General features: G+C 63.5%; 11 protein-coding genes. 3 read left to right on the plus strand and 8 right to left on the minus strand.

Features of this window, described 5'->3' with window-relative positions; genetic code table 11:
* Window positions 1-6 precede the first annotated feature (6 nt).
* The 8 genes from CDV46_RS14150 to CDV46_RS14185 all read right to left on the minus strand — a co-directional run bounded on the left by CDV46_RS14150 (window position 7) and on the right by CDV46_RS14185 (window position 9,608).
* A complete protein-coding gene (locus CDV46_RS14150; protein ID WP_087723119.1) occupies window positions 7-1,659 on the minus strand; it encodes a sulfite reductase subunit alpha in 1,653 nt (550 codons plus the stop codon).
* Window positions 1,656-2,750, minus strand: a complete 1,095-nt coding sequence (locus tag CDV46_RS14155; protein WP_087723121.1) for an FAD:protein FMN transferase — start codon at window positions 2,748-2,750, stop codon at window positions 1,656-1,658. The genes CDV46_RS14150 and CDV46_RS14155 overlap by 4 nt, the downstream gene beginning before the upstream one ends.
* Before the next feature lie 39 nt (window positions 2,751-2,789).
* The gene (locus CDV46_RS14160; protein WP_087688358.1) at window positions 2,790-3,611 is read right to left on the minus strand and encodes a DUF4198 domain-containing protein; all 822 of its coding nucleotides are present in this window, start codon (window positions 3,609-3,611) and stop codon (window positions 2,790-2,792) included.
* Window positions 3,612-3,672: 61 nt separating this feature from the next.
* On the minus strand, window positions 3,673-4,197 hold the full coding sequence (locus tag CDV46_RS14165; protein WP_058379558.1) for a DUF2271 domain-containing protein: 525 nt from the start codon (window positions 4,195-4,197) through the stop codon (window positions 3,673-3,675).
* A 112-nt stretch (window positions 4,198-4,309) separates the two neighbouring features.
* Window positions 4,310-4,945 (minus strand): PepSY-associated TM helix domain-containing protein, encoded by a 636-nt coding sequence (locus CDV46_RS14170; protein ID WP_087688359.1) that lies wholly within the window; start codon window positions 4,943-4,945, stop codon window positions 4,310-4,312.
* Window positions 4,946-5,231: 286 nt separating this feature from the next.
* A complete protein-coding gene (locus tag CDV46_RS14175; RefSeq protein ID WP_058379560.1) occupies window positions 5,232-5,966 on the minus strand; it encodes a transporter in 735 nt (244 codons plus the stop codon).
* Window positions 5,967-6,113: 147 nt separating this feature from the next.
* The gene (gene mgtA / locus CDV46_RS14180) at window positions 6,114-8,879 is read right to left on the minus strand and encodes a magnesium-translocating P-type ATPase (RefSeq protein ID WP_087723123.1); all 2,766 of its coding nucleotides are present in this window, start codon (window positions 8,877-8,879) and stop codon (window positions 6,114-6,116) included.
* Between the two features lie 315 nt (window positions 8,880-9,194).
* Window positions 9,195-9,608: a hypothetical protein gene (locus tag CDV46_RS14185; RefSeq protein ID WP_087723125.1), complete on the minus strand. Its 414-nt coding sequence runs from the start codon at window positions 9,606-9,608 to the stop codon at window positions 9,195-9,197.
* Window positions 9,609-10,221: 613 nt separating this feature from the next.
* On the opposite strand from CDV46_RS14185, the gene CDV46_RS14190 reads away from it, so the two are divergent.
* The 3 genes from CDV46_RS14190 to CDV46_RS14200 all read left to right on the plus strand — a co-directional run bounded on the left by CDV46_RS14190 (window position 10,222) and on the right by CDV46_RS14200 (window position 14,381).
* A complete protein-coding gene (locus CDV46_RS14190) occupies window positions 10,222-10,743 on the plus strand; it encodes a sigma-70 family RNA polymerase sigma factor (RefSeq protein WP_087688361.1) in 522 nt (173 codons plus the stop codon).
* Between the two features lie 7 nt (window positions 10,744-10,750).
* Entirely contained in the window at window positions 10,751-11,770 is a 1,020-nt protein-coding gene (locus tag CDV46_RS14195) for a FecR domain-containing protein (protein WP_254916053.1), read from the plus strand.
* Window positions 11,771-11,927: 157 nt separating this feature from the next.
* Entirely contained in the window at window positions 11,928-14,381 is a 2,454-nt protein-coding gene (locus tag CDV46_RS14200) for a TonB-dependent receptor (protein WP_087723129.1), read from the plus strand.
* The last annotated feature ends 35 nt before the right edge of the window (window positions 14,382-14,416 follow it).

The raw sequence follows: 14,416 nt of genomic DNA on the forward strand, positions 1-14,416 counted from the left end.
TGGACGTCAGTAGACGTCGCGGCGATACCGGCCCGATTCGGTGAGGGTGTCCAATACTGCGCTACCGTCACGGCCGGACGCCCCGAGGGTCTCGACGAGCGCGGCATGCACCGAGGGGGCCATGCCCTGCAAGCTGCCGCAGACATAGATCGCGGCACCGGCATCGATCCATGCACGGATATCGGACGCCGCGCGGCGTAAAGCATCCTGCACATAGCGGACGTCGCCGCCATCGCGCGACCATGCAAAATCGACACGTTCGAGCACCCCATCGCGCTGCCATTGCGTGATGTCGTCGGCGAAGAATGCGTCATGACGGGCGTTGCGCTCTCCGAAGAGCAGCCAGTTGCGACGCGCCCCACGAGCAGCACGCGACTTCAAATGCGCGCGCAGACCGGCCAGCCCCGTGCCGTTGCCGATCAGAATCAGCGGCACGTCGTCAGCGGGTGGATGAAACGCGCGGTTGGTGCGCACGCGCATCGCGATGCGCGTGTCGATGGCGGCGTGCTTTGTGAGCCAACCCGAGGCCAGCCCCAGACGGAAGCCGTCAGGCTGTGTTTCATCGGCATAACGGGCCTGACGCACCAGCAATTCCAACCGGCCATCAGCGGGCAGCGACGCGATCGAATATTCACGATGCGGCAGCGGCACCAGCAGATCGACAAGTGCCTGCGGCGTATGCGCGAGCATCGCGCCGGTGGCATCCGACGCTGGCATGCGAGACGCCAGCGCCTGCACAAGCGTCATCGAGGTTCCGTCACATTGCACGGCAGCGTCGGCCGCGAAACCGGTATCGCGCAGCCAATCGGCAACGAACTGCGCCGAATGACGCGGGCCGATTTCCACGATATCGCCCGCCTGCCAGTTGAGGGAAGTGGCACCGTCTTCCGGCACGAGTGATAGCTGAAATGCCGGTGCACCAACGCTATCCGGGTTGAGCAGCACGCGTGATTGCAGACGCCATGACGCGTAACTCGGCGGCTCCCAGTCGGCAATCTCTGCGCCGCCCGCCATCGCCGAAAGCTGGTGCTGCCAGTGACGAATGGCTCCGGCGTCGCCGTTATCGACCTCGATGGTGTCGAACATTGCCTGTGCGCCGCTCGCCTCCAGCCAATGCGTCAACCGATGCCCGAAGGCACAGAATTCCGTATAAGTGCGGTCGCCCAGCGCCAGCACGCCGTAGCGCAGGCCGGGCAGTGCGAGCGCACGGTTCATCATCTTGCGTGTGAACCCGGACGCGCTATCCGGAACATCGCCCTCGCCCGTCGTGCTGACGATGAAGAGCGCTTGCCTGCACGCCATCAGTGCGTCGGCGTTCAATGCATCGATCGAGATCGGACGTATGGCCACGCCCGCATCGCGTAAAGCTGTGGTCGTATTCACCGCGAGGAGTTCAGCGAAACCGGTCTGGCTTGCATAGACGACAAGCGTGGTCGCTTCCGGTGACGTGCTCGGGCTCGCCGCTTCAAACGCAGACTGACGCGAGCGCCGTCGATGCGCACCGATTACGGCGAGGCTTCCCGCAAGATAGGCGAGCAGCACGCCCCCTGCCATCAACGGACGCGCGGGACTCACCCACGCCAGCGCGGCACCCGCCACAGACGTTGCGCTCAGTCCTAGTGTCGACCAGTGGAACGCTGCGGATTTAACGGTACTCATGAATACATCGCCCGATACGCAGGCGTCACCGTCTCGCGAAAGCCGTCGGGAACACGCATCACAAAGCGTGCGGCGATGTCGCGCGCGGTAGCGAGCTGCATGCCCGCCTGCGGGCCGAGCACAGTGAGCGCGGTCGACCAGGCGTCGGCCAGCATGCATTCACGATGCACGACGCTGACCGATGCCAATGCGTGACTCGCCGGATAACCCGTGCGTGGATCGAGCGTGTGCGCATATCGCTTCGAAGGCGCCGACGTTTGCGATGCATCAATGAAGAAACGGCGATAGTCGCCGGACGTCGCCACACTCAGCCCGTGCAACGCGACGAGATCCTGCGCGATACCTGCGGCCTCGGAATTGGCCTTCGTCACAGGCGCTTCCAGTTCGACCCACCACGGCATGCCATCGGGTTTGACGCCTTCACCGCGCAGCTCGCCGCCAATCTCGACAAGATGGTGCGCGATGCCCACGTCAGTAAGCGCCAACGACACGGCATCGACCGCAAAGCCCTTGGCAATCGCGCAGAGATCAAGCGATATGCCACCGGGTTGCTGCACACGCTTGCCCTGAATATCGAGCACCACGCGCGCCCAGCCACAGCGCTCGCGTGCGGACATGACCTCATCCACACTCGGCGCGACTTCGCGACGTGGTGCGGGGCCGAAACCCCACAGATCGACGAGCGGTCCCGCGCTGGGATCGTATGCACCGCCGCTCTCGCGGGCGACACGCAACGCGGTTTCCAGCACATGAAAGGCATCGTCCGGCAGCGCGATCCATTGCCCTGCTTCTGCACGATTGAGCGCGCTGATGTCCGAGTCGTCGCGCCAATTGCTCATCTGCGCATCCACGCGCGCGAGGACCGCGCGAATGCACGCGTCGGTCCCGGCGTCGGTCCCCGCATCGTCACGTGCATTTGCAACGTCTGCCGGCTGCACATACGCGACCGACCACGTCGTGCCCATCGTCTGCCCGGCCAGATGTCTGAGCCGCCCACCGGCGTGCGGTTGCACACCGGCAGACGTCATCTGCAACGGCACGAGCACACGTGGCTCGTGCCGTACTTCGACAGGCAGGTCGAGAGGCGTCATGGGCGCGAAGTGAGGACTAACCGGGGGCAGATTGCCGCCTTACTGCGGCAGCACTTCCACAGTTGCGGCATATGCCGCACGGCGTGCCTTGGCCGGCTTGATCGAGACCTTGTCGTCACGCACATCAGCTTCAAACCAATACATGCCCGGGGCAGGCCACTTCACGCTGAACTTGCCATCGGCATCGGTCGTGACCGACAGATCGTTGAGCTTGTCACGGTAGCGAATGCCGCCCGGCACCACTTCCACTTTCACGTTGGCCGCCGGCTTGCCGTCGTGCAGCAGACGGAAGCTCGCCGTGCTGCCCTCGACCAGATCGTTCGGATGCGAGATCGGTGCCAGCTCAAGCCCTTGACCGGTCGTGGCCAGCGCCGTCGTCGTGGGCTTGCCGCGCGTGACAAACGACTCGACACGCGACAGGCCTTCCGTCACTTGCAGGTCTTGCGCGTTAGCGGGTACTTCCTTCGCAAACGCTTCCGGCGAACCGCGCCAGCGTTTGGTCTCGGCACCCACCTTGTAGCTCGCCGACAGCCCGTGGTTCACGACAGCGATCTTGTACGTCCCGTCCTGCGTGAGATGCACGTCGAAGACACTGCGATAGCGGCCCGTCGATGCGTTCTCGGCCTTCACCGGCTTGCCGTCCGGCGCCGTCACGGCGAGGCCGTCCAGACGCATCGGGAAATGCTCAAAGTAGAACAGGTCGTTCGAAACCGCGGCGTCCACCGTCACCCACGGATCGTTGCCCGACAGCACGGTGGCCGATGGCAGCAACCACTGGCGGTGGGCCTGTGCGGCGAGCGGTGCCAATGCGGCGATGGCCAGTGCAGAGACGAGAGACAGCTTCTTCAGCGAGAACTTCATGATCAGCTCCTGTACAGCGATTCTGGAAAGAGGAATTCGGTAGTGAGGTGGCAGTCGCGGCTCAGGGCTTCACGCTCAGCGACACCGCGCCGAGTTCGTGTTCGCCCTTGACCTGCGCCGACTTCGCGTCCGCAGGCGGCCACGTGAAAGGCACGCGAATCAGTTCGCGGCCGCCCACTTCACGGGCCGCTTCCACCACGAGTTGGTACTCACCGGCGGCCAGCTTGCCCAGCGGCGCCTTGCCGTCGACAAATGTCAGCGAGTGCTCACCGGGGGCTCTCGTCGCGCCCGACACACCGTCGGCCGGCATCGTCATGTCGCGCCCTGCCTTACGCCACCACTGGCGCATGTCCTTGAGCCACTTGGTGCCTTCGGCATTCTTGAGCTTGCCGTCGTACCAGACCGACAACGTCGTCACGGGCGACTGATCCGCCTTTTCGATCCACATCGCCACATACGGACGGTGATACTCCGCCACGTTCAGACGCGGAATTTCGACCTTGACGGTCATCTCGGCGGCCGCCGCATTGCCCGCGAATGGTGCTGCCACCAGACCGGTCAACGTGACGGAAAGCATTCGACGCATGGCTATCCCCTATCGAGCAAACCTCGGGTTGAGTTCAGATTGAAGTACTAGGAAAACGATATCGACACTACCGATGCGCGCCCCGATTCGGTCGCTGCGTCTCGGTGAATGCTCAGTGAATGAACAGAATGACGAGCAGCAACGGGATGACGAGTCCCAGACCGACCAGCGGCCATGTCGCCATGCGGTTGCCCGCATGCAGCTTGAGCAGAAACAAGCCGGTCACGCTGAACACCAGACACGCCAGCGCGAACACGTCGATAAAGAGGCTCCACGCGTTGCCGGTATTGCGGCCCTTGTGCAGGTCATTCAAATAGGAAATCCAGCCGCGTGTGGTCAGTTCGTACTGGGTCTCACCGCTCTGCAAATCCACACTCACCCAGGCATCACCACCCGGGCGTGGCAACGCGACGTAAATCTCGTCGGCCGACCACTCGGCCTCGCGGCCCTCGGCATCGATGGCGAGCGACGTGTGCAGCCAATCGGCGAGCGCCGCCGGTACCGGGCCTTTGTCCTTGTGGGGTGTCTCACCAAGCTGCGTCAGCAGGGCATCGGGCACCTGCGCCGCGCGCTTGACGACTTGGGGGTGAGCTTCAATCTGCCCTGCGTGGTTGAGCGTGAAGCCCGTGATCGCGAACAGCATCATGCCGAGCAGACAAATCGCCGAACTGATCCAGTGCCACTGGTGCAGGTGTTTGAGCCAGAACGCGCGCCGCTGCCGGCCGGCACCGAGCTGGAGTTCGTTCATTGCGGAATTCGGGACATCGAGGCGGGCCTAGGGATGGCGGGCATGGCAGTCATCGTAGTGTCATGGCGAGCCGACTTTCGCGCGCCGCACTATCTCAGGGAAACTGAAAATTGCAATGATAATCGTTTGCATTTGACAAGACAATCGTCTTGATGTGAAGACGAGCATAAGAAAAGCCGGGGGTGCCGGGTCATTGCTGACCCAGTGCCCCCGGCAGGTGAGATCGTCACAGGCCGTGTGATGACGGCGACGAGTACGGTTGCGCGAGATTTAACGCGCTATCGATTTACCAGCGCACGGTCACCCCGGCCAGCCACGAGTAATCGTAGGTCTGCGGGTTGAGCCCCCGGCGATAGCCCACGTCCAGATCGAGCCACGGCTTCGGGCTGTAGATGGCGCCGACGATCATGAATGCCGGGCTGGTCGGCTGTGCGAAATCGGGATTCTGCGACGTACCGATATCGAGCAGCAGGCGAGTCGTCGGCAGCACGCGATACAACACGGCCCCCGAGACTTTCCAGACCGTTTCGCGCACGCCCTGCCGGTTCGGTTGATACACCGCGCCGCCGTTGACGAGGAACGTCCAGTCATCGATTTCGTATTGCGCGAGCAAGGTTGCGCCGGCGTTCACGCGACCTGTGCCGAGGCCGCGCGAGTCGTTGCCGGTCGGGAGCGTGAGGTAAGGCTTGAGGCCGAGGCTGAAGGCCCCGTCGTCATACAGGCGCCATTTCGCGCCGAGTTCCAGATCGGCGATGCCGGTCGCTGCGGTATCGGAACGTTGCTGAACGTGGGTGTACGGCACGTTGGCGTAGAGATCCAGCGCTTCGCCGAAGCCACGCGTGAGCGTGCTGTTCCAGAGAAATTGGCGGCCCGTGTCGGGTTGCTTGGCGGTGGCTTCGCCATTCGTTTCGAACTGCCAGTTGCCGTCGCCTTGGGTGCCCGTGTCGTCGGTCACGAGCGGATGCGCGGCGAAGGCGCTGAGGGGACAAGCCAAAGCCAGCGAGATGAGTTGCTTCTTCATGAGTCGTTCGCTCTTTTTCATGCTGCCCCGCGTGCGCTGCACGGGGGCTTGTGTGGGTCACCTGCCCGCGCCCGTCCACCGGACGGTCGGACGCGGGCATGGCTGCGTGTGATGCAGTGATTGGTAGTGGCTGCCTGAGACCTCAGCTCAGAACCAGCGGCCGAAGCGGCGGATGTAGATCGTCTTCACCGTCTGTGCGAGCGCGATGTAGCCGAGCATGGTGGCCGCCAGCCAGTAGAAGTACGAGCCCGGCAGGCTGACGAACCCGAGTGTTTCGGCAAACGGCGAATACGGCAGCCAGCAAGCGATAGCAATGGCCACGGTCGTCGAGAGCATGATCGGCAGCGCCGGCGTGCTTTGCAGGAACGGAATCTTCTGCGTGCGCAGCAGGTGCACCACGAGCGTCTGCGAGACGAGCCCTTCAATGAACCAGCCCGAATTCATGATGACCTGACCGCCGCTGCCGCCGTGCAGGTGATACATCGCACCGGCACCGAAGACCGTCCACAACAGCGCGTAGGTCGTGATATCGAACACCGAGGAGGTCGGTCCGATCCACAGCATGAAGCGGCGGATATTGCCCGCATCCCACTTGCGCGGCTTCTTGAGGAACTCGGGGTCCATGCGGTCCCACGGCAGGAACATCTGTGAGATGTCGTACACGAGGTTCTGCACGAGCAACTGCATCGCGAGCATCGGCTCCCACGGCAGGAAGGCGCTCGCCACCAGCACCGAGAACACGTTGCCGAAGTTGGAGCTGGCCGTCATGTTCAGATACTTGAGGATGTTGCCGAACGTCTCACGGCCCTTGACCACCCCTGCTTCGAGCACCATCAGGCTCTTTTCGAGCAGGATGATGTCCGCCGTCTCTTTCGCAATATCGGCACCGGTGTCGACCGAAATACCCACGTCGGCATCGCGCAACGCCGGGGCGTCGTTGATGCCGTCGCCCAAGAAGCCCACCGTGTGGCCATTGGCCTGCAACGCCTTGACCACGCGAGCCTTGTGCAACGGGGCAAGCTTGGCAAACACGGTCGTGTGCTCGACGGCAGCACGCAGCGTGTCTTCGTCCATCGGCTCGATGTCGGCGCCCAACAATGGCGTACCGGGTTCCAGCCCGACCTCGCGGCAGACCTTCAGCGTGACGATCGGATTGTCGCCGGTGAGCACCTTCACGGCGACGCCGTATTCACGCAGCGCGGCAATGGCCGGAGCCGCCGAGTCCTTCGGCGGATCGAGGAACGTGAGGAAGCCGCAGACCGTGAGGCCCGTCTCGTCGGACGTCCTGTATTGGGTTTTGGTCTCTCCGGCCGGAATGTCGCGCGTGGCCACGACCAGTACGCGGAAACCGTCTTCGTTATAGGCTTCGGCGCGTGCGAGCAACATGGCGCGAGCCGTATCGTCGAGCACTCGCACCCCTTGGGCGGTCTTCACATGCGTGGACACCGCCAGCATCTCTTCGACGGCGCCCTTCGTGACCATCAGATGCTCGCCACGCTCATTGGCGACCACCACCGACAAACGACGACGCACGAAATCGAACGGCAGTTCATCGATCTTGGCAAAGGTGCGCGGTTGCACCGATTCGCCGATCTCGTTGGCGCGGCGAATGATCGCCACATCGATCAGATTGCGCTGGCCGCTCTGGTGATAGCTGTTGAGCCAACCCAGTCGCAGCACGTCTTCCTGCTCGTTGCCGACCACGTCGAGATGCTGCTCGAGAATGATCTTGTCTTGCGTGAGCGTGCCGGTCTTGTCGGTACACAGCACGTCCATGGCACCGAAGTTCTGCACCGAGTTCAGACGCTTGACCACCACCTTGCGGCGCGCCATCGCCAGCGCACCGCGCGCGAGGTTGGCGCTCACGATCATCGGCAGCATTTCAGGCGTCAGGCCCACAGCAACTGCCAGCGCGAACGTCAGGGCGCTCATCCAGTCGCCCTTGGTCAGGCCGTTGATCATGAAGACGATCGGCACCATCACGAGCATGAAACGAATCAGCAGCCAGCTCACGCTGTTCACGCCGCGGTCGAAACTCGTCTCCACGCGCTTGTGACTGACCACGTTCTTGGCGAGCGCACCGAAATACGTGTCGCTGCCCGTGGCCACCACCACGCCGAGGGCCGTGCCGCTCACCACGTTCGTCCCCATGAAGCAGACGTTCGACAGATCGAGCAGGCTGGCGCTGTTCTTCTGAACCGGCTTGGCCGGCCCGGTGTCGACCGACTTCTGGGCGACGGCGCCGAGCGTGTCGTACTTCTCCACCGGCAGCGCTTCACCGGTGAGCACCGCCTGACTGATAAACAGATCGCGCGATTCGATCAGACGCAGATCGGCGGGAATCATGTCCCCTGCCTGCAACGTCACGATGTCGCCCACGACGAGCTCGCGCATGGCGACTTCGTGGCGCTCCGGCTTGCCCGACGACACCACCCGGCGACGGACACTGGCGGTAGTGCGCACCATCGCCTTGAGCTTCTCGGCGGCACGCAGCGAATGGAACTCGGTAAAGAACCGCAGCAGGCCGCTGATGGTCACCATCGTCAGCAGGATGATGATGCTCTTGAAATCCCGGTCGTCGGGATCGGCGAAATAGACGTCGGTGAAGAAGCTGATCGTGGCGAGCACGAGCAGCACCATCACAAACGGATTGTTGAAAGCGCGCAACAACTGCACGGTCCAGTGCGGTGGCTTGTCGTGGGCGATCTCGTTGGGGCCGTAGCGCGTGTGGCGCTGCCCGACTTCGGCGAGCGTGAGCCCGCGCAGGTCGGTGCCGAGGGTGTGGAGCATGTCGTGCAGCGGCTCGGTGGCGAGCTTGGCGACGGCATCGGGGCCGGTAATGGCGCGCTCGGTGGCTGTCGGATGATCGACAAAGCCACGCTGTTTCTGGCGCGAGCGAAGGTTCTTGTTCATAACGATTTCCTGGGCGCGGCTTACGCTGACATGGCGGCCGGCCAGGGTCGTCAATCGCTACCGGGCGTCTCTCGATTCCCGGAAAAAGCGCGAACGTACCCCGCCGCGCCGCGCTGCGCGCGGTCGGTGATAAATGGGTGCTGCCGTTGCAAGGCTGTGGTCGCCCGCCGGAATCCCGCACGCCTCGCGTGCGGCCCCGACGGGCGCTATTCGACTACTTCCATCGTCCATATCGGACTCCTTATGATCGTTGGCTCGCCATCATCGGCGGCACGTGGCCGCCCGTGACGAACTGCAATGGTTTGAAAAGAAAGCTCAGGCCGGGGCGGCAAAGCCCGCCATGCCCCCGGCAGCAGGATGAGAAACGGGACCGTTGGTGGCGCGATCGGCACGATCGACAGCCGCCCGGCGATCGGGGCGATTGGCATCGTCAGACCAGAACACGCGGCGCACGCTGTTCTCGCCCGACAGGCGCATGACCAGCGCCGTGAGCGACGCACGCGAGGCCTGCGAGCAATCGAGCGTAACGGTGGCCGAGGCCACGTCGCGATCGCTCCAGCGCGTGATGCTGACGTGTGTGGCCCGCAAACCGAGCGCAGTGAGATCGGTGAACATCTGCTTGCGAAGCGTATTGAGGGCTTCTGCCAGGCAGACGATGGTCAGACGCGACACCGGCGTGGTGCGCGTGGGTTGGCTTTGAAAAGCCTGAAATGTTTGAAAAGCGCGCATGGTTTCCTCGCATGGCTGCGAACGCCCGTGCCGTAAGCAACAGGGCGAGTCGGCACGCACGTGCGCACGCGTTGGCCGATGCAGATGCGAAGGCAAATGCAAAGCACGCAACGACAGCGCCCGGCATGGGCACGACGGTAGAAATTTCTGCGGGAATGGCGCCGGAAATGATTACGTTCGGACGAACGTCGATGGCGCGCTAGACACCGCATCCTGCATGAGGACGCGGCACAGGGAAGGCTGTGGATCCTCAGGCAATCAGTCGATCAAAGGTCGACTACAACTGGCATCAGAATTCACGAACAAACCCCTTGGATGGAAGACAGGGCGGATAGTAGCCGAGCCCTAAATGCACCGTCAAGCATTAATTTCTGCGTACCCCATCGCACTCCGAACTTCCCGCTCAAGGCCGCGCGACGGGCTTCCCGGGCATTTCACCAGATCCCGCTTCCCGCACGCTCTCAAGGGTTTTTCATTGACGGGAATTTTCCCATCTGTTATTAATAATGATTATCATTAACATTCCTTGAGCATTCGTTTCAACTGCTGCATGACCTGCCAGTGTTCTCGCTGGACCAGCGTGTCGTGAGTGGACCGAACATCAGGCTGGATCATGCAAACGTCGGGCACCCTCCTCCCTTCCACTGTCGAGTTGCTATACAGCAACCATCACTCATGGCTCAAGGGTTGGCTGCACCGGCGTCTGGGCAGTGCCGAACAAGCGGCGGATATCGCGCACGACACTTTCGTGCGTCTGCTCGGCAGCGAACGCGTGCCCGCAACCTTCGACGAGCCGCGTGCTTATCTCACGACGGTTGCACAGAATCTCGTATCCAACCACTGGCGGCGCGAAAAGCTTGAGCGCGCCTATCTCGAAGCGCTCGCTCAAGCGCCGCGAGAAGTCGAATGGTCGCCCGAAACACGCGCCATGCTGCTCGAAACTCTGATCGAACTGGATCGTCTGCTCGACGGCCTGCCCACCATCGTGCGGCAGGCTTTTTTGCGTTCGCAGCTCGACGGACAGACGCATGCGCAAGTGGCCGACGCGTTGGGCATCTCGGTGCCCACGGTCAAACGGTATCTCGCGAAAGCGTTGCAGCGCTGCTACTTCGCCGATCTGTCCTTTATCGGATGACCGACGCATGAGCGCAATGTCCTCCGCTTGGTACGAGGCCACCCGAGGGGCGGCGACCGTGCCTGCGCACGTTGCCGAGCGCGCCGTCGAGTGGCTGATCGAACTCCAGAGCGACGACGTGTCGCCGGCGGTCAACGCGGCGTGGCACCAATGGCGCAACGCGCATCCCGACCACGAACGCGCATGGAAGCGTATTGAGTCGGTCAAGGGCAAGTTGCAACCGCTCGCCTCGCCCGTCGAAGCGAGCATCGCGCAAGCGGCACTGACGCCCCCCGCCTCCCCTGCCCGGCGACGCACCGTCAAGACGCTCGCCGTGCTGTTTTTTGCCGGCAGCGGCACATGGGGCGTCATGCACTCGTCGCCGTGGCAGCGATGGTCGGCGGACTACCGCACGAGCGTCGGCGAGCGACGCACGCTGATGCTCGCCGACGGCACCCGGCTGGTGATGAATACCGGCAGCGCGGTCGATATCGTGTTCACGGAACAGGAACGGCGCGTGCGACTGATGGCGGGCGAGGTACTGATCACCACAGCCGCCGATTCGCACGAGCCTTCACGCCCCTTCCTCGTCGAAACAGCGCAGGGCACCGCGCGTGCACTTGGCACCCGTTACACCGTGCGCGAATGGGACGGCGGCACGCATGTAAGCGTGTATGAAGGTGCCGTCGAAATCCGGCCTAGTCGAAGCCCATCGCAATCCCTCGTGCTGCGCGCCGGGTCGCATGCGAGCTACACGGGCGACGCAATCTCAGCACCGATTGCCGTGCCGAATTCAGAAGTCACATGGGCCGAAGGTTTCATCGTCGCGCGCAGCATGCGGCTGGCCGATTTCGTGGCAGAACTGGCACGCTACAGCGACACGTCGCTCGCCTGCGATCCGCGCGTGGCTGACCTGCGGGTCTCGGGGACGTTTCCGCTCGACGACGTCGGCAAGGTGCTCGACACCCTAGGCACGACGCTGGCCGTGCGCACCGATTCGGTGACGCGCTTCTGGGGTGCGCGCGAAATCCGGCTCGTGCCGGCGTGACCCGGTGACCTGTCCGATGACTTGCCACGTTTGCCAGCAGCGCACGCCTGCCCACCGTCATTCGCAAAATATTTTGAAGAAAGGTGATCCGTTTCGACATTTCGCGGGTCATGGAGGACGAGCACCAACACTCTTCTTCCACACGAAAGGTCAGATCATGGGTCACGTTCGGGGACGGCAACACCAGCCGAGCCAACCACATTGGGTACTTCGCCGCACGCGCATGGCATGTGCGCTGGGCCGCATCGTTCTGGGCACGGCCGTCGCATCGCCCGCGCTCGTCCTGCCGCTCTCGGCACACGCGCAATCGTCATCGGCACCCGCCGCCCGCGCTTACGACATTCCCGCCGGCACGCTGGAAGACACGCTGAGCCGTTTCGGCCGCGACGCCGGCATCATGCTCTCGTTCAAGCCCGAGGTCACCGCCGGTCGCCACAGCAGTGGCCTGAAAGGCACGTATACGCCGCGTAACGGCCTCGAAGCACTCGTGGCAGGCACAGGCGTGGAAGTCGTCCCGCAATCGAACGGCAGCTTCCTGATCCAGCCGGCGACGCATGCCGGCGTGGCCGACACTGCCGCCATGCTGCCCACGACCCACGTCACGGCGACTTATGACAACGGTCTGCAACCGGCCTACGCCGGCGGCCAGATTGCGCGTGGCGGCAGCCTCGGCATTCTCGGCTCGGCCGATGCGATGGACGTGCCGTTCAGCACGATGAACTACACCGAGCAGATGGTGCGCGACCAGCAGGCCCGCACGCTCGCCGACGTGGTCATCAACGAATCGTCGGTGCGCATGCTGACCTCCAGCGGCGGCTTCGGCGAAGACTTCCAGATTCGCGGCTACACCGTATCGAGCAGCGACGTGGGCCTGAACGGCCTGTACGGCATGGCGTCGGCAAGCCGTGTACCGGCGGCCATCGTCGAGCGCGTGGAAGTGCTCAAGGGCCCGGGCACGCTGATGAACGGTATCGGCCCGAGCGGCAGCATTGGCGGCGCGATCAACGTCGTCACCAAGCGTGCAGGCACTGAACCGCTCACGCGCTTGACGACCACCTTCCAAAGCAAAGCACAGCTTGGCGTAGAAGCCGACGTTGGCCGCCGCTTCGGCGAACAGCAGGAATGGGGTATTCGCGTCAACGGCGTCTACCGCAACGGCAAGACCACGCTCGACGACGGCAAGCAGAATGTCGGCTTCGGCTCGGTCGGCCTCGACTACACGGGGCAGCGCCTGCGCTGGTCGCTCGACGCTTACACGCAGCATGAAGGCACCGACAACTTCCGCCCGCAGGTCGGCTTCCAGTCGTCGGTCACCAAGATTCCCGATGCCCCGTCCGGCTATCGCAACTTCTATCCGGGCAGCGAGTTGCATCTGCACGACTCGGCCGTCACGACGCGACTCGAATACGACGTCCTGCGTAACGTGACGGTGTGGGGCGCCGTCGGCTACCACTACGCCACGGCGTATCAGACGTTCCCGATCGGCGGTGCCGATTCGTTGGGCAACATGAACGTCACGAACTCGTACTACGACTCGTACACGCGCTCGCGCACGGCAGATGTCGGCGCGCGCGCCAATTTCAAGACGTTCGGTATCGGCCACACCGTGACGGTGCAGGCCAGCCGTCTCGAGCAGGACTCGGGCAACGCGTACGTGCCGGGCACGACCTCGGTCGCCTCGAACATCTACAACCCGGTGCCGCTACCGCCGGTCGGCGCGGCACGCACCGAGCCGAAGAAGGCGTCCGAGTCCGCGCTCACCAGTTTCGCCATCACCGATACGCTGTCGTTCCTGAACGATCGCGTGTTGCTCACCGGCGGCCTGCGTCAGCAACGCGTCGCGCTCGACAACTTCAACACCACGAGCGGCGCCCTGTCGTCGAGCTACGACCAGAGCGCCGTCTCGCCGCTGGCAGGCATCGTGGTCAAGCCGCTGCAAAACGTCTCCGTCTACGCGAACTTCACCTCCGGGTTGTCGCGCGGTGGCGTCGCACCGGTGGGCACGGTCAATGCCGGGCAGGTCTTCCCGCCGTTCAAGTCGAAGCAGTACGAAGCGGGTGTGAAGGCCGACTGGGGCACCGTCACGACGATGGTCTCGGTGTTCCAAGTGCAGCGCCCGAACTCGGTCACCGACCCGGCCACGCGTGTGTACAGCTTCGACGGCGAGCAACGCAACCGTGGCATCGAGCTGTCGGCTTACGGCGAAGTGATGAAGGGCCTGCGCCTGATGGCGAGCGCGACCTTCTACGACGCCAAGCTCACGAAAACGGCCGGTGGCGTGAACGACGGCAACGACGCCAACGGCGTGCCCAAGCGCGCGTTCAACTTCGGCGTGGACTGGGATACGCCGTGGGTGCAGGGCCTCTCGCTCTCGGGCCGCATCATCAACACGTCGCGCATGTACTTCAACGCGGCCAACACGCTTGAACTGCCGGCATGGACACGCTACGACATCGGTGCCCGCTACCGCACCCGCGTGGCCGGCAAGTCCGTGGTGTTCCGCGCCAACATTGAGAACCTGTTCAATTCGAATTACTGGCTCATGAGCGGCACCTACGCCACCGTGGCCGCACCGCGCACGGTGCTGCTGTCCGCACAGATCGACTTCTGAGGACGATGGCTGTCATGCATCGCCTCGCTTTTAAG

Source organism: Pandoraea sp. PE-S2T-3 (assembly GCF_002179965.1).
In the GTDB taxonomy this organism is placed as follows: domain Bacteria; phylum Pseudomonadota; class Gammaproteobacteria; order Burkholderiales; family Burkholderiaceae; genus Pandoraea.

What these genes read in the sequence shown, in the direction of transcription:
- CDV46_RS14150 (WP_087723119.1), bottom strand. Translation starts at nt 1,659, where the DNA reads ATGAGTACCGTTAAATCCGCAGCGTTCCACTGGTCGACACTAGGACTG.
- CDV46_RS14155 (WP_087723121.1), bottom strand. Translation starts at nt 2,750, where the DNA reads ATGACGCCTCTCGACCTGCCTGTCGAAGTACGGCACGAGCCACGTGTG.
- CDV46_RS14160 (WP_087688358.1), bottom strand. Translation starts at nt 3,611, where the DNA reads ATGAAGTTCTCGCTGAAGAAGCTGTCTCTCGTCTCTGCACTGGCCATC.
- CDV46_RS14165 (WP_058379558.1), bottom strand. Translation starts at nt 4,197, where the DNA reads ATGCGTCGAATGCTTTCCGTCACGTTGACCGGTCTGGTGGCAGCACCA.
- CDV46_RS14170 (WP_087688359.1), bottom strand. Translation starts at nt 4,945, where the DNA reads ATGAACGAACTCCAGCTCGGTGCCGGCCGGCAGCGGCGCGCGTTCTGG.
- CDV46_RS14175 (WP_058379560.1), bottom strand. Translation starts at nt 5,966, where the DNA reads ATGAAGAAGCAACTCATCTCGCTGGCTTTGGCTTGTCCCCTCAGCGCC.
- mgtA (WP_087723123.1), bottom strand. Translation starts at nt 8,879, where the DNA reads ATGAACAAGAACCTTCGCTCGCGCCAGAAACAGCGTGGCTTTGTCGAT.
- CDV46_RS14185 (WP_087723125.1), bottom strand. Translation starts at nt 9,608, where the DNA reads ATGCGCGCTTTTCAAACATTTCAGGCTTTTCAAAGCCAACCCACGCGC.
- CDV46_RS14190 (WP_087688361.1), top strand. Translation starts at nt 10,222, where the DNA reads ATGCAAACGTCGGGCACCCTCCTCCCTTCCACTGTCGAGTTGCTATAC.
- CDV46_RS14195 (WP_254916053.1), top strand. Translation starts at nt 10,751, where the DNA reads ATGAGCGCAATGTCCTCCGCTTGGTACGAGGCCACCCGAGGGGCGGCG.
- CDV46_RS14200 (WP_087723129.1), top strand. Translation starts at nt 11,928, where the DNA reads ATGGGTCACGTTCGGGGACGGCAACACCAGCCGAGCCAACCACATTGG.